Annotated in this window: 18 protein-coding genes; 10 read left to right on the top strand and 8 right to left on the bottom strand. The window is 65.5% G+C overall.

Annotation, left to right across the window (positions count from 1 at the left end):
* The first annotated feature begins 77 nt into the window (after positions 1 to 77).
* Positions 78 to 227 carry a hypothetical protein gene (locus WG901_RS00295; RefSeq protein WP_339585033.1) on the top strand — a complete coding sequence of 50 codons (150 nt, stop codon included), beginning with the start codon at positions 78 to 80 and terminating at the stop codon, positions 225 to 227.
* 5 nt (positions 228 to 232) lie between these two features.
* Here the strand turns inward: WG901_RS00295 and WG901_RS00290 are convergent, their stop codons facing one another.
* On the bottom strand, positions 233 to 460 hold the full coding sequence (locus tag WG901_RS00290) for a hypothetical protein (RefSeq protein ID WP_339585032.1): 228 nt from the start codon (positions 458 to 460) through the stop codon (positions 233 to 235).
* Between the two features lie 455 nt (positions 461 to 915).
* Here WG901_RS00290 and WG901_RS00285 point away from each other — a divergent pair, with 455 nt between their 5' ends.
* Positions 916 to 1,074 carry a hypothetical protein gene (locus tag WG901_RS00285; RefSeq protein ID WP_339585031.1) on the top strand — a complete coding sequence of 53 codons (159 nt, stop codon included), beginning with the start codon at positions 916 to 918 and terminating at the stop codon, positions 1,072 to 1,074.
* 62 nt (positions 1,075 to 1,136) lie between these two features.
* Here WG901_RS00285 and WG901_RS00280 read toward each other — a convergent pair whose 3' ends face one another.
* Positions 1,137 to 2,498: an aromatic ring-hydroxylating oxygenase subunit alpha gene (locus WG901_RS00280; protein WP_339585030.1), complete on the bottom strand. Its 1,362-nt coding sequence runs from the start codon at positions 2,496 to 2,498 to the stop codon at positions 1,137 to 1,139.
* 186 nt (positions 2,499 to 2,684) lie between these two features.
* Between WG901_RS00280 and WG901_RS00275 the strand changes: the two genes are divergently transcribed.
* On the top strand, positions 2,685 to 3,200 hold the full coding sequence (locus tag WG901_RS00275) for a nitroreductase/quinone reductase family protein (RefSeq protein WP_339585029.1): 516 nt from the start codon (positions 2,685 to 2,687) through the stop codon (positions 3,198 to 3,200).
* 47 nt (positions 3,201 to 3,247) lie between these two features.
* Here WG901_RS00275 and WG901_RS00270 read toward each other — a convergent pair whose 3' ends face one another.
* Positions 3,248 to 3,658 (bottom strand): EthD domain-containing protein, encoded by a 411-nt coding sequence (locus WG901_RS00270; RefSeq protein ID WP_339585028.1) that lies wholly within the window; start codon positions 3,656 to 3,658, stop codon positions 3,248 to 3,250.
* Between the two features lie 23 nt (positions 3,659 to 3,681).
* Entirely contained in the window at positions 3,682 to 5,274 is a 1,593-nt protein-coding gene (locus tag WG901_RS00265) for an SMP-30/gluconolactonase/LRE family protein (protein ID WP_339585027.1), read from the bottom strand.
* Between the two features lie 223 nt (positions 5,275 to 5,497).
* Here WG901_RS00265 and WG901_RS00260 point away from each other — a divergent pair, with 223 nt between their 5' ends.
* The 4 genes from WG901_RS00260 to WG901_RS00245 all read left to right on the top strand — a co-directional run bounded on the left by WG901_RS00260 (position 5,498) and on the right by WG901_RS00245 (position 10,352).
* Positions 5,498 to 6,367, top strand: a complete 870-nt coding sequence (locus tag WG901_RS00260; protein WP_339585026.1) for an SDR family NAD(P)-dependent oxidoreductase — start codon at positions 5,498 to 5,500, stop codon at positions 6,365 to 6,367.
* 16 nt (positions 6,368 to 6,383) lie between these two features.
* On the top strand, positions 6,384 to 7,292 hold the full coding sequence (locus WG901_RS00255; protein WP_339585025.1) for an SDR family NAD(P)-dependent oxidoreductase: 909 nt from the start codon (positions 6,384 to 6,386) through the stop codon (positions 7,290 to 7,292).
* 90 nt (positions 7,293 to 7,382) lie between these two features.
* Positions 7,383 to 9,221: a flavin-containing monooxygenase gene (locus WG901_RS00250; protein WP_339585024.1), complete on the top strand. Its 1,839-nt coding sequence runs from the start codon at positions 7,383 to 7,385 to the stop codon at positions 9,219 to 9,221.
* 207 nt (positions 9,222 to 9,428) lie between these two features.
* Positions 9,429 to 10,352 (top strand): GGDEF domain-containing protein, encoded by a 924-nt coding sequence (locus tag WG901_RS00245; protein ID WP_339585023.1) that lies wholly within the window; start codon positions 9,429 to 9,431, stop codon positions 10,350 to 10,352.
* Position 10,353: 1 nt separating this feature from the next.
* Here the strand turns inward: WG901_RS00245 and WG901_RS00240 are convergent, their stop codons facing one another.
* The 4 genes from WG901_RS00240 to WG901_RS00225 all read right to left on the bottom strand — a co-directional run bounded on the left by WG901_RS00240 (position 10,354) and on the right by WG901_RS00225 (position 14,518).
* Entirely contained in the window at positions 10,354 to 11,121 is a 768-nt protein-coding gene (locus tag WG901_RS00240; protein WP_339585022.1) for an enoyl-CoA hydratase/isomerase family protein, read from the bottom strand.
* Position 11,122: 1 nt separating this feature from the next.
* Positions 11,123 to 12,394, bottom strand: coding sequence for an acetyl-CoA hydrolase/transferase family protein (locus WG901_RS00235; protein ID WP_339585021.1), 1,272 nt, complete (start codon positions 12,392 to 12,394; stop codon positions 11,123 to 11,125).
* Positions 12,394 to 13,281, bottom strand: a complete 888-nt coding sequence (locus WG901_RS00230) for an HpcH/HpaI aldolase/citrate lyase family protein (RefSeq protein WP_339585020.1) — start codon at positions 13,279 to 13,281, stop codon at positions 12,394 to 12,396. Before WG901_RS00230 ends, WG901_RS00235 begins: the two co-directional genes overlap by 1 nt.
* A gap of 70 nt (positions 13,282 to 13,351) precedes the next feature.
* Positions 13,352 to 14,518 (bottom strand): acyl-CoA dehydrogenase family protein, encoded by a 1,167-nt coding sequence (locus WG901_RS00225; protein WP_339585019.1) that lies wholly within the window; start codon positions 14,516 to 14,518, stop codon positions 13,352 to 13,354.
* A gap of 158 nt (positions 14,519 to 14,676) precedes the next feature.
* Between WG901_RS00225 and WG901_RS00220 the strand changes: the two genes are divergently transcribed.
* From WG901_RS00220 to WG901_RS00210, 3 genes are all read left to right on the top strand, one after another.
* Complete coding sequence (locus WG901_RS00220; RefSeq protein ID WP_339585018.1) at positions 14,677 to 15,855, top strand: CaiB/BaiF CoA transferase family protein; 1,179 nt, start codon at positions 14,677 to 14,679, stop codon at positions 15,853 to 15,855.
* Positions 15,856 to 16,037: 182 nt separating this feature from the next.
* Positions 16,038 to 17,804 carry a thiamine pyrophosphate-binding protein gene (locus WG901_RS00215; RefSeq protein ID WP_339585017.1) on the top strand — a complete coding sequence of 589 codons (1,767 nt, stop codon included), beginning with the start codon at positions 16,038 to 16,040 and terminating at the stop codon, positions 17,802 to 17,804.
* Between the two features lie 139 nt (positions 17,805 to 17,943).
* Entirely contained in the window at positions 17,944 to 19,353 is a 1,410-nt protein-coding gene (locus WG901_RS00210; protein WP_339585016.1) for an aldehyde dehydrogenase family protein, read from the top strand.
* Positions 19,354 to 19,391: the final 38 nt, after the last annotated feature.

The following is a 19,391-nucleotide window of genomic DNA, read 5'->3' as shown; positions in this document are numbered from 1 at the left end:
CACGGCTGGACGGATCAACGACACAACTCGCCGCCGTCAGGGAACGCTTCGCCGCTACTGACGTTATTGCTACCGACATGCCCGATTTCAACGCCCCTCGCCGGTTCCGCCGCATAGACGCGGAGGAGCGCCGCAATCTCCATACAGGGATGCGCAAGTTGTACGATCCTGTGCGCGACGACGAGTTCGCGGATCTGCTTCGCGCGATCGCACGCGGCGGACGTTAGACGCGTCAGCCGTAAACCGGGATCGGTTCGGCGTCCGCCTCGCTACGCTGGTGGATATGCCAGAGGCCATTGTTGTCGAGCCGCACCGAAAAGACGTAAATCCCGTCTTCAAGCACTTCGGCTTCGCCGCAGTTCAAGCGCGCGATCGTGTGGAGCACGGCAGCCGCGTCCGGCGACGAGACTTCGACCGGCGCATGATCGGTATCCGATGGCGTTATCGTAAACAAAGGCATGGTGATGCTCCGAGCTATGGCGGGAGCGCATACGTCTGCTGTCTCTCAGGCGCCGACTGGCCGATTACGGCCGGCGCTGTTTGCCTTTTACCATGGCTTCCGCCGGTTTGCCACCAACATGGGTTAAGCCCGATCCCGCTGCTCGCGCACCGGGCCGGTCGACCGACCCGCGCCGTCTTGCGACGAGGCGAGCCATCGCGGCAGGAACCCTAACGCCGCCACCGCGTACATTCTTCATGACGCTTTATTTATCGAGGTCGCCCAATGACATGTCCGCCATCGTTTCGATCGAAAGATGATGCTGCGGAAAGTGGTCTGGGTATTGGTCGGCCTGACCACGTTTTACGTCATCGCCTTGATGATAACGACCCCGACCCCATCCAAGGACGAGGCGGGAATCCTGAACCGCTTGATACCCGGAACATGGTTCCAGTGAAGTATTCGAGGGCAAACGAATGACGGGCACCGACAAGATCGTCGCCATCGGGCTTCTGACCGAAAGGGACATGAAAACCGTGGGGCGCGATCTCAAGGACATCTACCTCGTCCCGCGTGATGGCGACTTCGACGATCTGCTGCGGCGCGTGCGCGAAGCCACGCGCGGCCGGCGTTAGGGCGCCGCGCCGCGTCGCGTGAAGCCCTGTCATCTCCGCCAAGGCGGGAACGACGGCCTGGATCAATCGATCTTGCGCGGCGCCCCTGTGCCCATGAAGCGCGCCAGATTGTAGTGAAGGCTCGGCACGGTCCGTTCCATGTAGGGATTGGGCTGCGTGCCGCGGAAGCCTGAGCTCTTCATGCCTTCCTGCACCGCGGCCATGTTGGCAAAGTCCTGCTGGAGCACAGGCGGCCAGTCGCCGGGTTCGGTATATTCCCAATCGGTCTCGGGCGCTTCGCCTTCCGGGTACAGTTCGTAGACAGAAGCCTCGAAGATGCACTTGTTGGGATCGGCCTTGTAGGGCCGATAGTGGTAGACCAGCATGTTGTTCACCGCATGGCCGATCTGCGTGTTCGGGAATATCTGCCACGAGGTGCCGCTCTTCGCCGTGTGCGAAGGATCGACCACGGGCCAGACCACGCCGCGCGCCTCGTCGGCGGCGCGGGCCGAGGCCAGCCAGTGCTTCGAGACCTCGGGCGCCGGGGTATCCTCGGGCAGTTCGTCGATCAGGCGCTTGGCCGCCTCGACCAGGGTCATGGTCGTGTTGGTATTGGCGTTCTTCCAGGTGAAGTCCTGCATTTCCCAGGTAGACTTGCGCGGATCGTCGCCGGCGCCGAGGCGCAGCTTGGCTTGGTCTTCCTCACGACCCTTCGGCGCATCGTAGCCGATGTTCGAGTGCAGCCCCTGGTTGCGGCCCCAGCCGCGGAACTGGCCGAATTCCATGAATTCGGGGTGCGTGGTCGAGACGTGGTAGGTCTCGTTGAAGGCCTCCATCGCGACCTTCCAGTTGCAGTCGAACACCACCCATTTGCGCCAGCGCGGCCGCATGTTCTGGAGCTCGAACGGATCGAGCAGGCCCGCCGCCGGCTCGAGGTATTCGGCGAGCGTGCCGGCATCGGGATCGAGGTTGATCCACAGCCAGCCGCCCCAGGTGTCGACCTGGACCTTGCCGAGCGCGGTGCGCTCTTCGGTCAGCTTGCCCTGCCAGTCTTCCTGGTGCTCGATATAGGTGCACGAGCCCTGGCGATCGAAGGTCCAGCCGTGAAACCCGCAGACGATATTGGTCTTGTTGCCCCGCGCGTTGCGCTGGCCCTTGGGTGTGTCGATCAGCCGGCGACCGCGGTGGGGGCAGACGTTGTGGAAGGCACGCAGCTCGGTTTCGCCGCTGCGCATGATGATCACCGAGTCGGCCAGCACGTCGTAGGTGATGTAGTCGCCGACATTGGGGATGTCTTCGAGCCGACCGGCCTGGAGCCAGACCTTGCGCCAGAGCTTATCGGCCTCGGCCTTTGCGTATTCCTCGGAAATGTAGGCTTCCGGCCCGATCGTGACCGGTGCGGTCAGCTCGTCCGCCACCTCAACGATCTTTCCCATCTCGGTCATCGCATTCCCTCGCAAATGTTCGGCCCTATATCGGCTCGCTATGTCGGTATTGGCACAGGCACGCAATACTGCACACCCGTTCAGCATATAATTGACCTCGGTCAAGAAAGCGAGGGTTCTGCAGGCTGGACAGCCCGGGTGAAATGCCGAAGATGGCCGGCAGACTATGTATCCACGGAGAGTGACATGAGTGACGAATCGTCATCCGCCATCGCCGCGGTCCGCAAGGACTGGGTGGCCGAGCACCGCGAAATGTATCTGAAGTCGGGCGGCGCCGAGGGCCATATCATGGACATCACCGCCGTGGGCGGCCGCTCCTTCGCGACGCACTGCATGATCAAGTACAAGGGCCGCAAGAGCGGCAAGATCTTCATCACCGCGCTCTGCTACGGCGACATCGCCGGCGAAGTGGTGATCGTCGCCTCGAAGGGCGGCGCCGATACCCACCCCGACTGGTATCTCAACATCAAGGAGATGGCAGAGGTCGAGTTCCAGGTCGCCACCCAGGCCTTCCGCGCTACCTGGCGCGAGCCCGAGGGCGAGGAATACCAGAAGATCTGGGACTTCATGGTCGACGGCTTCCCGTTCTACGCCGACTATCAGAAGTCGACGAGCCGCAAGATTCCGCTGGTGGTGATGAAGGCGATCGAGCCGATCCCGGTCTTCAAGGAAGACGACGCGACGGGGCTGCGGCAGTATTGAGCGAGAGGTAGTTCCTCCCCGAGCTTGTCTCGGGGAGGAATTGACGATCAATCGTAGACCACTTCCACCCGACCGGTCTCGCCGTTCGGGCCCATCGGCGAATCGTATTCGATGCAGGTCACGATGGGATTGTCGTGGCTGGCGAACAGGTTCTTCTCGTCGGCCTTGGTCATCGGCAGGCGTTCGGGATCGGCGATGATGCGCTGCGAGTTCTCGAAGTCCTCGCGGCTGTTCCACCAGATCTCCATGATGCAGTCGTAGCCGGCATCGTGGACCTGCCCCGTCACCGGGTTGATTTCGGGCTTCAGGTAGCGGCGGACATAGCGCACGGCGTTGGGGATCGCCGGCTTGGCGCCCGACTTCTTGGCCAGCTGCGAATGCTGGTTCTCGTAGTAGTCCATGAACTCGTCGAGCGTCATGTCGGGCCGCTTCTTGAAGAAGCAGATCTGCTTCAGCATCGTTTCTCTCCTTTGATGTTCTATCAGGCCGGGCGCAGCGCGAGCACGCTGCCTTCGGCCGCGCCGGCAACGTAGATCGTGCCATCGCCGCCCGCCGCTAGACCGGCAAAGGTGGTCATCGGACCGCACATGTCGCCGACGCTGCCGAGTTGCTTGGGGATGATCCCCGCGGGCGCGCCGACGGGCAGGTTCGCGCCGATCGCACGGCGATTGCCGCCCGCCAGGTCGCTCTCGATCACCTGCTTGCTGTCGGTATCGACGACGTAGAGCTTGCCGCCGACGATCGCCAGGCCTTCGGGTGTGCCCAAGCCGTCGATCACGGTCTCGGTCTTGCCGCCCGCAACCTTGGTGACACGGCCCGCACCGGCCTCGGCGACATAGACTGCGCCATCGGGACCGACCGCGACGCCCATCGGCTGATCCAGTCCGCGCGCCAGTTCGCTGACGTTGCCGCCTTCGACCGAGAGCAGGCGTCCGGTCGGCATCTCGGCGAAGACCACCGCGCCGCTCGTCGCCACGTCCAAGCCCATCAGGCGATCGTAGCCCTGGGCCAGCATCTCGCTTTCCTCCGCCGCCGGGCGGAACCGGGCGACGTCGCCGTTGGCCGTCGTCACGATCCACTCGCCCGCGCCCGCGGCGGCGACATCGCGCACCCAGCCGGGGAAGCCCGGCGAGAACAGCATGCCCGCCAGCTCGGGCTCGCCGCCCGGCTGCAGCGTATAGGTGAAGCCACCGTCGGCGATGAACAGCTCGCCATCCTCGGCCACGGCAAGGCCGAGCGGCCACTGCATGCCCTTCTCGACCAGCGGCTTGGCCTGGCCCGGCGCGACGATCTCGTGGATCGAGCCGGTGATGTGCGAGACGAAGGTGCGGTTGCCGACGAAGGCGACGTTGTCGAGCCCGGGACCGATGTCCGCCAGAACCTCCTTCGCGCCCGTGCGCGGATCGATCTTCAGCACCTGGCCGCTATGGACCTGGGTCGAGACGATATAGCCGTCGGGGTGGAACTTGACGGAGTCGGGCACGCCGAGATCCTTCACGACCACTTCGGGCTCGCCACCGTCGAGATCGACGCGCCAGATCTCGTTCGCCGCCTGCGCGGGGAAATAGAGCTTGCCGTCGGGCCCGACCTGGAAGGCGTTCGCCATCGGCACGTTGTCCGCTATCACGCGCTCGATGCCGCCGCCACGGTTCACCTCGACGATCTGGCCGCCATAGTGGAGTTCGCCGGCAATCAGCCGTCCCTGATGGAAGGTGATCGGGTTGGCCACGCGCAGGTCGGCAAGAACCTCGCTGGTACCGTTGGGCCGCAGCACCTTGACCTTGTTCTCGGTGATTTCGGTCACGTAGAGGTTGCCCTCGTCGTCGAAGGTCAGATCGTCGGGCCCGATGATCGCGCCGCCCATCGGGCTGATGACCTCGATCTCGGCGGTGTCGACGTCGATCGCGCTGACCTGACTGCCGCCAACCGATGCGATATAGACGCGCCCGTCCTTGCCCGTGTGGAGGCCGTTGGCGCTGAACAGGCGGCTCGGCCGCGTCAGGCGATCGAGCGTCCAGCCCTCGACGGTCTGAGCCGGATTGGTCGAGACATAGCGCGGCGTGGTCTGGGTCATTGTCGTGCTCTCCCGGCTCCTCGACCGGGCTTCCCGGTCAAGCTCGGCGATCTTCTGGACGGCTGTACGAGCGAGCGTCAAGCCCGGGACTCGTCGAACGTATACAATCTTGCCGTCGAGACCGCGGCCCGGGTTGAAACGCCCGATTTTGTCTGCATAGGTCAAGACGCTCACACCGATGCGCGGCATTCCTCGCCGGCATAAGAGTGCGAGAGGAGAGACGATGGCTTCGGGCGCGGATAAACCACTGGCCGGCAAGGTCACGGTCGTCACCGGCGCCAGTCGCGGGGTGGGCAAGGGCATCGCGCTCGCGCTCGCCGAGCAGGGCGCCACCGTCTACGTCACCGGCAGGACCATCGCCGCGGGCCACGAGGGCCTCTCGGGCACGATCGGCGAGACTGCTGCAGAAGTCGATGCGCGCGGCGGCAAAGGCATTGCCGTCCAGCTCGATCTTGCCGACGATGCGCAGATCGCCGCGCTGTTCGCGCGAGTGCAGGACGAACAGGGTCGGCTCGACCTGCTCGTCAACAACGCCATCGTCATTCCGCCCGAACTGACCCAGCCGGGTGGCTTCTGGGAAAAGCCGCTGTCGAACTGGGAGATGTTCGACATCGGTCTGCGCGCCGCCTACGTCGCCGCCTGGCATGCGGCCAGGATCATGGTGCCGCAGAAGTCGGGGCTGATCGTCGGCATTTCGGGCTACGTCGGCGTGACCTATACCTACGGGCCGATCTTCGGCACGGCGAAGGCCGGCCTCGACCGCATGGCGCGCGACATGGCCATCGAACTCAAGGAACACGGCGTCGCCTCGCTGTCGCTGTGGCAGGGCTTCACCTATACCGAGCGCGCGATCGAGAACCTCAAGTCGGTTCCGGGCATGGCCGCGCAACTGCGCAGTTCGGCAGGCAGCTCGCCCGAGTTTCCCGGCCGCGTTGTCGCCGCGCTCGCCGCCGATCCCGCGATCATGGCGCGATCGGGCGGAACTTTCATCAACGCCGAACTGGCCCAGGAGTACGGCCTGACCGACATCGACGGCCGCGTCGTCCCGTCCAACCGCGCCGAACGCGGCTCGCCGATCTGGCAGCCGGTCTAACCTTGAAGGAATCCCGATGACTGAACTGCGTTTCGACGACCGCGTGGCGGTGATCACCGGTGGCGGCCGCGGGCTCGGCGCGGCCTATGCGCGCCTGCTCGCCGAGAAGGGCTGCAAGGTCGTGGTCAACGACCTCGGCGCGCCGATCAAGGGAGACGGCCTCGACGTCGGCGTCGCGCAGCAGCTGGTAGACGAGATCAAGGCGGCGGGCGGCGAGGCCGTGGCCGACACCAACTCCGTGGCTACGCCCGAAGGCGCCCAGGCGATCGTCCAGACCGCGCTCGACACCTACGGCAAGGTCGACATCCTGATCCACAATGCGGGCAATGTCCGCTACGGCACGATCCGCGAGCTTTCGTTCGAAGACTTCCAGTCGGTGATCGACGTCCACCTGATGGGTGCCTTCTACATGGTCAAGGCAGTCCACCCGCTGATGTGCGACGCGGGCTACGGCCGCATCGTCCTGACCAGCTCGATCGGCGGGATCTACGGCAACAACCGCTGCGTGAACTACGGCATCTCCAAGTCGGGCATGATCGGCCTCAACAACGTCGCCGCGCTCGAGGGCGAGGAATTCGACGTGAAGTCCAACGTCATCGTTCCCTCGGCGGTGACGCGCATGGCCGAAGGCCTCGACGTGTCGCAGTATCCGCCGATGGAGCCCGAGCTCGTCTCGCCGACCGTCGCCTGGCTCGCGCACGAGCGCTGCGACGTCTCGGGCGAGATGATCGCCGCGATCGGCGGCCGCATCGCCCGCGCCTTCATCGCCGAGACCAGGGGCGTCTACCAGCCGAGCTGGACGATCGAGGAGGTCGACCAGGCCATGCCCCAGGTCCACGACAAGAGCGACGTGCAGGACTTCGGCCTGCATGGCCACGTCGGCCATATCGTCTACAGCTTCGACATGGCGCGAAAGGGCGGCTGAACGCTCGCACAAAATGCTGCCATTGGGGTCCGCGGCGCGCTAAGGCCCTCCCCGCACCAAGACACACCCGAGAGAGAGCCGGAACTGCCCATGACCTTCGTCTGCGAACCGACCAATGTTCCACCCGCCGAGGAAATCGACATCCCGGCGATGAAGGCCAAGTACGCGCAGGAGCGCGACAAGCGCATCCGCCGCGAAGGCCAGGAGCAGTATGCCGCACCCGAGGATCACCTGACCCACGACACCTATGCGCACGATCCGTTCACCCCGGTCGTGCCGCGCGATGCCTTCGACGAGGAGGTCGACGTCGCGATCCTCGGCGGCGGCTGGACAGGCATTCTCGCCGCCTATCACCTGACCAAGGCCGGCGTGACCAATTTCAAGGTCATCGACCACGCCGGCGGCTTCGGCGGCACCTGGTACTGGAACCGCTATCCGGGCATCCAGTGCGACAACGACGCCTACTGCTATCTGCCGCTGCTCGAGGAAATGGGCTGGCTGCCCTCGAAGAAGTTCGAGGACGGCAAGCAGATCTACGAATATATCCAGATGATCGTCGACAAGTTCGGCTTCCGCGACAACGGCGTGTTCCACACGCTGATCAAGGGCCTGACCTGGGACGAGAGCATCAAGCGCTGGCACGTCGCCACCGACCGCGACGATTCGATCCGCGCCAAGTTCGTGATCATGGCCGGCGGCACGCTGTCGACGCCCAAGTTCCCGGCCATCCCCGGCATCCACAAGTTCAAGGGGCACAAGTCGCACACCAGCCGTTGGGACTATGACTACACCGGCGGCGAATGGGGCAATCCCGAACTCACCAAGCTGGCCGACAAGCGCGTCGCCATCCTGGGCACGGGCGCGACCTCGGTCCAGGCCGTGCCCTACCTCGGCAAATATGCCAAGCAGCTCTACGTGCTGCAGCGCACGCCCTCGGGCGTGGACAAGCGCGACAATCCGCCGACCGATCCCGAATGGGCGGCCTCGCTCCAGCCCGGCTGGCAGGCGGCGCGCCAGGAGAACTTCCTGCGCGCGGCGAACGAGATCCTGCCGCTCGATGCGCCCGACCTGATCTGCGACTTCTGGACCGAAGTGAACCGCAACATCAACGCCGACCTCAAGGCCGAGGGCGCGACCGAGCACCCGATGCCCGAGTTCTGGGATCGCCGCGAGAAGATGGACTTCCAGGTGATGGAGCGCGTCCGCCGCCGCGTCGATTCGATCGTCAAGGACCCGGCCACGGCCGAGGCACTCAAGCCCTACTACCGCTTCATGTGCAAGCGGCCGCTGTCGAACAACGACTATCTCGACACGTTCAACCAGCCCAACGTCAAGCTGATCGACGTCTCGGCCACCCAGGGCCTCGAAGCCATGACCGAGAACGGCTTCATCGCCGATGGTCAGGAATACGAGATCGACGCGATCATCTTCGCCTCGGGCTTCGAAGTGACCAGCGACCTCAAGCGCCGCTGGGGCTTCGACGATGTCGTCGGCCGCAACGGCGTGTCGATCTACGACTACTGGGCCGATGGCCCGAAGACGCTGCACGGCATGACCGCGCACAATTTCCCGAACATGTTCTTCACCGGCTACGTTCAGGGCGGCCTCAACGGCACGACGACGCTGCAGTTCGGCGAACAGGGCCGTCATGCCGCCTGGGTGATCCGCGAAGCGCTGGAGAGCGGCGTCAAGTCGATCGAGCCGAGCCAGGAAGGCCAGGACGCCTATCTCAAGCGGTTCAAGGAACTGGAGCTCGACCTCTCGGGCATCCTCAACGACTGCACGCCCAGCTACTTCACCAACGAGGGCGACAAGGAAGCCAAGTGGTTCCTGTTCCGCGGCTGGGGCCTGGGCTGGGACAACTGGCAGGCAATGCTCGAGGACTGGCGCCAGAAGCGCGACTTCGCCGGGATGACGGTGGAGAAGTAAACCGCTCCACACACGGGCGCGAAGGATATCAGGCGTCGCAGGACTTCTCCAAAAAGGCGAAGACTCCTGTGGCGCCTTTCCTTTTGTTTCCGAGCGATAACGCAAGTTCACGCTGCTGCGGTAAACGTCGTCTTTACCATCGATCCCTAGGCTTCATCCGTCGCGGCCAAGCTCGTGGCCAGATCCGCGGACGGAGCCGTCAAAGCCATGCTCGTATCGAGAGCTCTCAACGACGGCACCGCCACTTTCAACGACAACGGCCTGTCCGCGCTTGAACTCTACGAGCAGGCGGCCCCGCTCGTATCGATCGGCGCCTGGTCCTGCGACCTCCACAGCGAGCGGCTTACCTGGACCGGTGGCGTGTTCTCGTTGTTCGGCCTGTCCGAAATTCCCGAGCGACGCGCGGTGGTCGAGATGTACGGCGAGGAATCGCGCGAACGACTCGAACGCCAGCGTCACCGCGCGATCGAAGCGCGCGCTGGCTTCTCGCTCGACGCAGACATCATACGTCCCGACGGCAGTCGGCGCTGGATCCGCATCACCGCCGCCACGCAAAATGCGAACGGGCGCGCGGTGACGCTGTTCGGGATGAAACAGGACATCACCGAGGACTACGAGCGATGGGAACGCCTGCGCGCCCAAGCCGAATGCGATCCGCTGACCGGCGTGGCCAACCGCGCCGCGTTCCAGCGCTTCCTCGATCGCGCGAAGGACGAGCCGGAGACAGACCGCGTCGGCGCGCTGCTGCTGTTCGACATGAACGGCTTCAAGCAGATCAACGATCTCTGGGGTCATGCCGCGGGCGACGCCTGTCTCGTGGCACTCGGCGAGCGACTGCGCCGGGCTTTCCCGCATGCCTCGCTTGTCTCGCGTATCGGCGGCGATGAATTTGCCGTCCTGCTTCCGCCTGACGGAATCCACGCCGAAATCGAGGCCAAGGTGCGTTCGCGGATCTGCAACCTGCTCGCGCCGGTGGCCTGGGACGGTCAGTGGCTGACGATCGGCGTTTCGGCGGGGCTCGCTTTCGCGCCCGAAGCCGAAGAGCTCGATCCGCAGGCGCTGTTCGTTAGCGCCGACCGTGCGCTTTACGCCGCCAAGGCCGATCGCGCGGGCGTTCTCGTTCGCGCCTGAGCTAGCGCCCCTTCCACTCGGGCTTGCGCTTCTCGGCGAAAGCGCGCGGACCTTCCTGGCCGTCGTCGCTTCTATAGGCAAATTCGTGCGCGGCGCGCGCGGCCTGGAGTGCGGCCGATCGGCCCATCTCGGTCGACAGCATGACCGTTTCGCGCGCGGCCTTGACCGACAGCGGCGCGCCTTCGAGCACCTCGTGCGCCAGCGCTATCGCGCTATCGAGCAGTTCGGCCGGCTCGACCAAGCGATTGACCAGGCCGATCTCGTAAGCGCGCTGCGCGGTAATCGGCTTGCCGGTCAGGACGATCTCCATGAAGATCCGCTGCGGGATCATGTGGATCAGCGGCGCCGCCCAGGGCGAACCGCGACCGACCTTGACCTCGGTGATCGCGAACTTGGCATTGGTGCTGGCGACGCAGAGGTCGCAGTTCTGCGCGATCAGCCAGCCGCCGGCAAAGGCGAAGCCGTTGACCGCGGCGATCGTCGGCTTGGTCAGCTGGAGGTTGTCGTAAGGCGCGGGGATGAAGTCGGCCGGCGGCACGGTCATGCCCGCCTCGACCATCTCCTTGAGATCGCCGCCCGCGCAGAAGCTCTTCTCGCCGGCACCGGTTAGGATCGCGATGCGCAAGCCGTCGTCGGCCTCGAACCGCCGCCAGACATCCCACAGCGCTTCACGGACCTCACGGCTCAGCGCGTTGCGCTGCTCGGGACGGTTGATCGTGATGATGGCGATGCCGTCTTCGCGGGCATCGAACAGGACGGCGTCGGTCATATCAGAACCCCCGGGTCTGGATTTCGTGAGCCGCCCGGTCGAGCTCTTCGCGAAAGTCCGGATGGGCGATGGCGATCAGGCGCCTGGTGCGTTCGGCTAGGGTCTGGCCCTTGAGCTCAGCCGCGCCGTATTCCGTGACGATGACGTCGACCTCGGTGCGCGCCGTGGTGACCGGGCCTGCCAGCGTGGGCACGATCTTGCTCAGCGTCCCGCCCTTGGCGGTCGAGGCCAGGACCATCAGCGCCGCCCCGCCCGGCGAGCGCGCGCCGGCACGGACAAAATCGACCTGGCCGCCGGTGCCGCCGAGATAGGCCGCGCCCGACTGCTCGGCGTTGACCTGGCCGGTCAGATCGACCTCGAGCGCCGAGTTGATCGTCACCAGCCGCGACAGCTGGCCGAGCACCGCGGCATCGTGGGTGTAGCTCGTCGGCGTCATGCGGATCGCCGGATTGTTGTTGGCGAAATCGTAGAGCCGCTTCGTGCCGATCAGCGCGCCGTTGATCGTGACGCCGCGGTCGATCTCCTTGCGTGCGTTGGTGATCACGCCGGCCTCGAACAGATCGACCAGTCCGTCCCCGAGCATGCCCGAGTGGACGCCGAGGTCCTTGCGGTCGTGGAGCAGCCGCAGGATCGCGTCGGGTACCGCGCCGACGCCGGTCTGGATCACGCAGCCGTCGCCGATATAGCCAGCGCAGTGGCGCGCGATCGCCGCGTCGGTCTCGCCGATCTTGGCCGCCGCGACTTCGACCGGCGCGCGTGAAACGGCGACCTTCACGTCGATCGCCGATCCGGGGATCAGCTCGCCGTGGCTATAGGGAACCTGGTCGTTGACCTCGGCGATGACGACGCGCGCCCTGTCGATCGCGGCGCGGACGTAGTCGCTGATCAGGCCGCACGAGTGGTTGCCGTCCGCGTCGGCCGGGCTGACCTGGATCATCGCAACGTCGCAGGGGATCACCCCTGCGGCGATCAGCGGGCCGACCTGGCTGACGTGGACCGGGATCACGTCGAGCGCGCCGGCCTTGGTCATGGACCGCAGCGCGCCGATCGCGCCCATCGAAGAGAGACGGAAGGCGCCCGCGGTCTCGGGCACGAACAGGCCCGAGAACGAGGTGGCGATGAAGGCGGACAGGTTACCGATCCCCGCCCCTTGCGCGATCAGTGCCTCGACGAGCGTCGTCGGCTCGCCGCAGGCCTGGCCGAAGACGATGCGATCGCCGGGCTTGAGATAGCGCGAGAGGTCGAGGTCGCCAGAAGCCTCCATCGCCTGCATTACTTACCCGCCAGCTTCAGCAGCCGCTGCGCGCGCGCGAGATAGGGCCGGTCGAGCATGCCGCCCTTCCAGCCGATCGCGCCAACGCCGGGGTTGGCGGCGAACACGTCGACGATCTCCTGCGCCTCGGCGATCTCGGCCTCGGTCGGCGTGAAAGCCTCGTTGATCACGTCGACCTGCGCCGGATGGATCGCCAGCATACCGCGGAAACCGTCGCGGCGGACGCTTTCGGCGCGCTTGCGCAAAGCCTCGAGGTCCTTGAAGTCGGCCGAGATCGTCTCGATCGCGGTGACCCCGGCCGAAGCCGCGCCGAGCACAGTCAGGCTGCGCGCGAGTTCGTAGGTGAAGCTGTAGGAACCGTCGGGGTTCTTGTTCGAGCTCGCGCCGATCGAGTCGGCCAGGTCCTCGGCGCCCCAGGTCAGCGCGACCACGCGCGGCGCGCCCTTGTAGTCGCCGGTGTGGAACATGGCCTCGGCGGTCTCGGTGATCAGGACGATGACCGGGGTCGAGCCCTCCTCGATGCCGTTGGCGACTTCGAGCACCGACAGCATGTGGTCGAGCTTTTCGACCTCCTGGCGGCCATAGACCTTGGGCAGCATGATTCCGCCCGGCGCGGCCGGCAGGATCGCGGCGAGATCACCGAGCGTATAGGGGCCGTCGAACGGATTTATCCGCACCCATAGCCGCGCGCGCTGAGCCGGGTTGTTCTTGATGAAATCGTGCACCATCCCCCGCGCCGCGACCTTGTTCTCGGTCGCGACGGCGTCCTCGAGGTCGATCAGCACGATGTCGGCCGTGCCTTCCATCGCCTTGGTCATCTTCTTCTCGCTGTCGCCGGGGGCGAAGAGCCAGGAGCGCGCGGAGATCGGTTCGTGGGCGATGGGCATGGTCAGGTTCCTTGGCAGAGTTCGCCGGCCGGATAATGCATTATCCGCGCAAACCTCAACCGTTATCGGCTCAATAGGACTTCGGCAGCTCGAGCACGCGTTCGGCGATGAAGTTCATGATCTGGTGCGGGCTGACCGGGGCGATGCGCGGGATCAGCACTTCGCGCAGATAGCGCTCGACGTGGTATTCCTGCGCATAACCCATGCCGCCCATCGACATCACCGCGGTCTGGCAGGCTTCGAAGCCGGCCTCGGCCGCGAGGTACTTGGCGGTGTTGGCCTCGATGCCGCATTCCTTGCCTTGGTCGAACAGGCTCGCGGCCTTCCACACCATCAGCTCGGCCGCGGCGACCTGCATCCAGGCCCTGGCCAGCGGGTGCTGGATGCCCTGATTCTGGCCGATCGGCCGGCCGAAGACAATGCGTTCCTGCGCGTACTTCGAGGCTTTGGCGATCGCCACCTTGCCGAGGCCCGTGGCTTCGGCGCCGAGCAGCACGCGCTCGGGGTTGAGGCCCTGGAGCAGGATCTTGAAGCCCTGCCCCTCGGCGCCGATGCGGTCCTCCTCGGGCACGAACAGGTCCGAGATGAACAGCATGTTCGATCCGACCGCGTGGCGCCCCATCTTGGGGATCAGGCGGTGCTCGATGTGATCGCGATCGAGCTTGGTGTAGAAGAGGGTCAGACCCTCGGTCTTCTTCTTGACGTCCTCGAGCGCCGTGGTGCGCGCGATGATCAACATCCTGTCGGCGACATGGGCATTGGTGATCCACACCTTCTCGCCGTTGAGCCGATAGCCGCCCTCGACCTTCTCGGCCTTGGTCTTGAGGCTGGTGGTGTCGAGCCCGGTGTTCGGCTCGGTCACCGCGAAGCACATCTTCTCCTGGCCCGAGAGGATCGGCGGGATCATCCGCTGCTGCTGCTCCTCGGTGCCGAACAGGACGACGGGCTCGAGCCCGAAGACCGGCCCGTGGATCGCGCTGGCAGCGGCGAGGCCGCCGCCGCTCTCGGCCACGGCCTGCATCATGATCGCCGCCTCGGTGATGCCGAGGCCCGCGCCGCCGACCGACTCGGGCATGGCGATGCCCAGCCAGCCGGCCTCGGCCATCGCCTTGTGGAACTCGACCGGCCATTCGCCGCTCCGGTCGTGCTCGAGCCAGTAGTCCTCGGAGAATTGCGAGCAATGCTTGAGCACGGCTTCGCGAATGTTCTGCTGGTCCTCGGTGAAGGCAAAGTCCACGGTTGCAACCTCTGGCTTGAGCGGGTGTCTGCGCCCGCCTAGCAGCGAGAGGGAAGCAAGACAACCAAGCTCAACCCGATATTGGCACACTGAACCAAAATACGCATAGACCTGAGCACGCCGATCGGTTAGCAGGCGGGTGAACCCTGGAGGATTCTTTGAGCAACAGCGCCGCGAAAAAGGGAGCAGGGTCCGGGCCTCTGGCCGGCATCCGCGTGGTCGACCTGACCTCGGTCGTGTTCGGTCCCTACGCCACGCAGATCATGGCCGACATGGGCGCCGACGTGATAAAGATCGAGCCGCCCGCGGGCGACAACACGCGCCACATCACGGTCGGCCCCGAGGCCGGCATGGGCGGCATCTACGTCAACGTGAACCGCGGTAAGCGCAGCCTGATGCTCGACCTGCGGCAGGAGGCGGACAAGGCGGTCCTGCGCAAGCTGATCGCCACGGCCGACGTCTTCATCCACTCGATGCGCGGCAGCGCGATCGCCAAGCTCGGCTTCTCCTACGAGGCCGTCCGCGCGATCCGCCCCGACATCGTCTATACCAATTGCTACGGCTACAGCCGCCGCGGGCCCGAGGCCGACCAGCCGGCCTACGACGACACGATCCAGGCCGAATGCGGCATCACCCACGTCCAGGGGCTGATGAACGGCGAGCCGGGCTTCGTCGCGACGATCATGGCCGACAAGGTCGCGGGCCTCCACGCGCTCCACGCGACGATGATGGCGCTGTTCCATCGCGAGCGTACGGGAGAGGGCCAGGAGGTCGAGGTGACGATGTTCGAGGCGATGTCCTCGTTCATGCTGGTCGAGCACGCCAACGGCGCAATGTTCGATCCGCCGACGACCCCCGCGCACTATCACCGCGCGGTCGAGAAGAACCGCCGTCCCTACAAGACCAAGGACGGCTACGTCGCCGCGCTCGTATACAACGACAAGCACTGGAATGCCTTCATGGCCGCGGTGAAACCGGCCTGGGAGACCGACGAGTTCTCGACGCTCGAGAAGCGCGCGAAGCAGATCGGCCGCGTCTATGGCCTGCTTGGCGAGACTTTCCTGACCCGCACCACGCAGGAATGGCTCGACCTGCTGCGCGAGTTGCACATTCCCTGTGCGATCCTGCGCACCACCGACGAATTGTTCGATAACGAGCACCTCAACGCGATCGGCTTCTTCGAGACGATCGACACGCCGCAGGGGCCGACGCGCTTCCCCGGCGTGCCGACCTGGTTCTCGGCCACGCCCGGCCAGGTCCAGGGGCCTGCCCCGCGGCTCGGCGAACACAATGCCGCGCTCCTGACCGAGCTCGGATTGGATACGGAGAGTCAATGAACAGGTGTGTTGATCAAGTGTTGGCGACCCTGCTCTCTTGAGCTAGGAGCGGTGCCGAAACAGTCATTGGGAGAGTGAAGGCGATTCTGCGGGGCAAGCACCCGTCTGCCCCGGTCGACCGCCGGCGCCCGACAACTCCCTGAAATCCATTTCGAATATCATCTGAAGAGGAAATCCAGACGATGTCATACGACGACCAGCCCCAGGCGGAATCGAAGGGCGGTACCCCCGTCTACAAGCGCATCCTCGAACTGTTCGAGGCCGAAGGCGTCAACACGCTGTTCGGCATCCCCGATCCGAACTTCGTCCACCTGTTCCTCGAAGCCGAGAAGCGCGGCTGGACCGTCGTCTCGCCGCACCATGAAGCCTCGGCCGTCCACATGGCTGCCGCCGCCGCGCGCATCACCGGCAAGCCGGCGCTGTGCATCGCGACGCTCGGGCCGGGCCTGGCGAACGCCATGCCGGGCATCCAGTGCGCCAAGGTCGAGAACGACCCGGTCATCATCCTGGGCGGCCAGCGCGCCCGCGTGACCGAGCGCCGCGTGCGCCGCGGCCGCATCCAGTTCGTCCGCCAGGAGCCGATGATCGAGGATTCGGTGAAGTTCTCCTCGTCGATCGAATATGCCGACCAGACCGACGAGATCGTCCGCGAGGCGATCCGCGTCGCCATGTCGGGCACGCCGGGCCCGGCCTACATCGAATATCCCAGCCACGTGCTGCTCGAAGAGCTCGAGCCCGAAGCGGCCCTGCCGCCCGCACGCTACCGCCTGACCGATGCCGGCGCCGACGGTGACCGCATCGCCGAGGCCGTAAAGCTGATCAAGGCCGCCAAGCACCCGATCCTGCTGGTCGGCCACGCCGTCCACACGACCAAGTCGGGCGAGAAGCTCAAGGAGCTGGCGCTCAAGATGAACTGCCCGGTCATCCAGACCTCGGGCGGCACCGCCTATATCGAAGGCATCGAGGACCGCACCTTCCAGTACGTGTTCTCCGACGCCTCGATCGACGCGGTCGAAGAGAGCGATCTCGTCGTCGCCGTAGGCACCGAGCTCGGCGAGCCGCTGCACTACGGTCGCTGGCGCCACTGGTACGCGGGCGAAGCCACCCGCAAGTGGATCTACATCCAGCAGGATGCCACCGCGATCGGCGTCAACCGCCCGATCGACGTGCCGCTGGTCGGCGATCTGCGCGCCGTGCTGCCGCAGCTCAGCCGCGCCATCGGCGATGCCCTGCCCGAGGCCGCAAGCCTGCGCCGCTTCATGAAGGACGGCCAGGCCGAGCTCGACGAGCTCGCGGTCGAAGCCGGCGAGAAGACCGACGGTTCGGGCAATGTCGCGATGAACACCGCGCAGTTCGTCGTCGAAGCCACGAAGGCCTTCCCCAAGGACGGCATCCTGATCCGCGACGGCGGCGCCACGGTGATCTACCAGTGGACCTACTCGCAGTCGAAGCCGCACGACGTCATCTGGAACCAGAACTACGGCCACATCGGCACGGGTCTGCCCTATGCGACGGGCGCCATGCTCGCCGACGAAGCCGCGACCGGCAAGAAGCGCCCGGGCATGCTGCTGACCTCGGACAGCTCGTTCCTGTTCCACGTCGGTGAGCTCGAAGTCGCCGTGCGCAAGAACCTGACTCTGGTCTGCGTCGTCGGCGTCGACTTCCAGTGGGGTCTCGAGGTCGGCGTCTACAAGCGCACCTTCGGCCAGGGCACCGCGGAAACCGGCACGCACTGGTCAGACAAGGTCCGCTTCGACAAGATCGGCGAAGGTTTCGGCGGCCACGGCGAATATGTCCGCGAAGCCAAGGACCTCGGCCCGGCGATCAAGGCGGCCTACGAGCGCGGCGGCCTGACCGTGATCCACGTGCCGATCGATCCGAAGGCCAACTCGGAAGAGATGCCCAAGTACGAGAAGTTCCGCACCTGGTACGCGGAAGGCACCCAGTAAGAGGGTTCGCCACCAGGACGAAAATTCAGGCCCGCGCCATACTGGACACAGTACGGGGCGGGCCTATTTCTTTGGGGCACTTCCTTTCGGGCCAGGGCGATTCCCCCGCCCGCCGCTCCGTGAAGTTTCGGGAGACGTTATGCGCGAGTATCTGAAGTTCTACATCGACGGCCAATGGGTCGATCCGGTCACGGCGAAGACCGCCGAGGTCATCAATCCCGCGACCGAAGCGGTCTCGGGCACGATCTCGCTGGGTTCGGCCGCCGACGTCGACAAGGCCGTCGCCGCCGCCCGCCGCGCTTTCGAGACCTGGGGCGAGACCTCGGTCAAGGACCGTCTCGAGATCCTCGAGGCGATCCAGGCCGAATATGCCAAGCGCTCGGACGAGCTCGGCGACGCAGTCGTCGAGGAAATGGGCGCGCCGGTCGGCCTCGGTCGCGGCTTCCACGTCGGCCTGGGCGCGGGCCACCTGCAGACCGCGATCGACGTGCTCAAGGAATTCCCCTTCGAGCAGCAGAAGGGCGCCAGCCTGATCCGCTACGAGCCGATCGGTGTCTGCGGCCTGATCACGCCGTGGAACTGGCCGATGAACCAGACCTGCGTGAAGATCTTCCCGGCGCTCGCCGCGGGCTGCACGATGATCCTGAAGCCGCCGCAACTCGCGCCCTACTCGGCGCAGATCCTGGCCGAGATCATTCATGACGCCGGTACCCCGGCGGGCGTGTTCAACATGGTCCAGGGCCAGGGCTCGGTGATCGGCACGGCACTGTCGACGCACCAGGACGTCGACATGATCTCGTTCACCGGCTCGGAGCCGGTCGGCGTGCAGATCCAGAAGGACGCGGCCGAGACGGTCAAGCGCGTCGGCCTCGAACTCGGCGGCAAGAGCGCCTGGATCGTGCTCGACGACGACGCCCTGGCCGCCAACGTCGCCGGCGCGACCGGCGGCATGATGGGCAATTCGGGCCAGACCTGCTCGGCCGGCTCGCGCCTGCTGGTGCCGGCATCGCGGCTCGACGAAGCGGTCAACGCCGCGACCGAGGCCTGCAACGCCGTCACCGTCGGCGATCCGCTGAGTGACGTGGCGATGGGCCCGGTCGTGTCGAAGAGCCAGTTCAACATCATCCAGGACTATATCCAAAAGGGCCTCGACGAGGGCGCGACGCTGATCGCCGGCGGCCTCGGCCGTCCCGAGGGTCTCGACAAGGGCTGGTTCGTCAAGCCGACCGTCTTCGTCGGCACCAACGACATGGTCATCAGCCGCGAGGAGATCTTCGGCCCGGTCCTCGTGATCATCCCCTACGAGGACGAGGCCGACGCGATCCGCATCGCCAACGACAGCCTGTTCGGCCTCGGCGGCTACGTTTCGGGTCAGGATGCCGACAAGTGCCGCGCGATCGCGCGCAAGCTGCGCACGGGCGCGATCTGGATCAACGGCGGCTTCGACTTCCACGCGCCGTTCGGCGGCTACAAGCGCTCGGGCAACGGCCGCGAGTGGGGCGAATACGGCTTCCACGAATATCTCGAGATCAAGTCGATCATCGGCTGACGCGGTATTTCGAACGGTTCATGAAGGCCGGGCGTTTC

This window comes from Novosphingobium anseongense, assembly GCF_037482895.1.
GTDB classification, from domain to species: Bacteria; Pseudomonadota; Alphaproteobacteria; order Sphingomonadales; family Sphingomonadaceae; genus Novosphingobium; species Novosphingobium anseongense.
Note: the sequence above shows the minus strand (reverse complement) of the source record. Positions and strands in the feature narration are given on the sequence as shown.

Excerpts from the sequence above, each read along its gene's own strand:
- WG901_RS00295 (WP_339585033.1), top strand. The coding sequence starts at position 78 with ATGCCCGATTTCAACGCCCCTCGCCGGTTCCGCCGCATAGACGCGGAG.
- WG901_RS00290 (WP_339585032.1), bottom strand. The coding sequence starts at position 460 with ATGCCTTTGTTTACGATAACGCCATCGGATACCGATCATGCGCCGGTC.
- WG901_RS00285 (WP_339585031.1), top strand. The coding sequence starts at position 916 with ATGACGGGCACCGACAAGATCGTCGCCATCGGGCTTCTGACCGAAAGG.
- WG901_RS00280 (WP_339585030.1), bottom strand. The coding sequence starts at position 2,498 with ATGACCGAGATGGGAAAGATCGTTGAGGTGGCGGACGAGCTGACCGCA.
- WG901_RS00275 (WP_339585029.1), top strand. The coding sequence starts at position 2,685 with ATGAGTGACGAATCGTCATCCGCCATCGCCGCGGTCCGCAAGGACTGG.
- WG901_RS00270 (WP_339585028.1), bottom strand. The coding sequence starts at position 3,658 with ATGCTGAAGCAGATCTGCTTCTTCAAGAAGCGGCCCGACATGACGCTC.
- WG901_RS00265 (WP_339585027.1), bottom strand. The coding sequence starts at position 5,274 with ATGACCCAGACCACGCCGCGCTATGTCTCGACCAATCCGGCTCAGACC.
- WG901_RS00260 (WP_339585026.1), top strand. The coding sequence starts at position 5,498 with ATGGCTTCGGGCGCGGATAAACCACTGGCCGGCAAGGTCACGGTCGTC.
- WG901_RS00255 (WP_339585025.1), top strand. The coding sequence starts at position 6,384 with ATGACTGAACTGCGTTTCGACGACCGCGTGGCGGTGATCACCGGTGGC.
- WG901_RS00250 (WP_339585024.1), top strand. The coding sequence starts at position 7,383 with ATGACCTTCGTCTGCGAACCGACCAATGTTCCACCCGCCGAGGAAATC.
- WG901_RS00245 (WP_339585023.1), top strand. The coding sequence starts at position 9,429 with ATGCTCGTATCGAGAGCTCTCAACGACGGCACCGCCACTTTCAACGAC.
- WG901_RS00240 (WP_339585022.1), bottom strand. The coding sequence starts at position 11,121 with ATGACCGACGCCGTCCTGTTCGATGCCCGCGAAGACGGCATCGCCATC.
- WG901_RS00235 (WP_339585021.1), bottom strand. The coding sequence starts at position 12,394 with ATGCAGGCGATGGAGGCTTCTGGCGACCTCGACCTCTCGCGCTATCTC.
- WG901_RS00230 (WP_339585020.1), bottom strand. The coding sequence starts at position 13,281 with ATGCCCATCGCCCACGAACCGATCTCCGCGCGCTCCTGGCTCTTCGCC.
- WG901_RS00215 (WP_339585017.1), top strand. The coding sequence starts at position 16,038 with ATGTCATACGACGACCAGCCCCAGGCGGAATCGAAGGGCGGTACCCCC.
- WG901_RS00210 (WP_339585016.1), top strand. The coding sequence starts at position 17,944 with ATGCGCGAGTATCTGAAGTTCTACATCGACGGCCAATGGGTCGATCCG.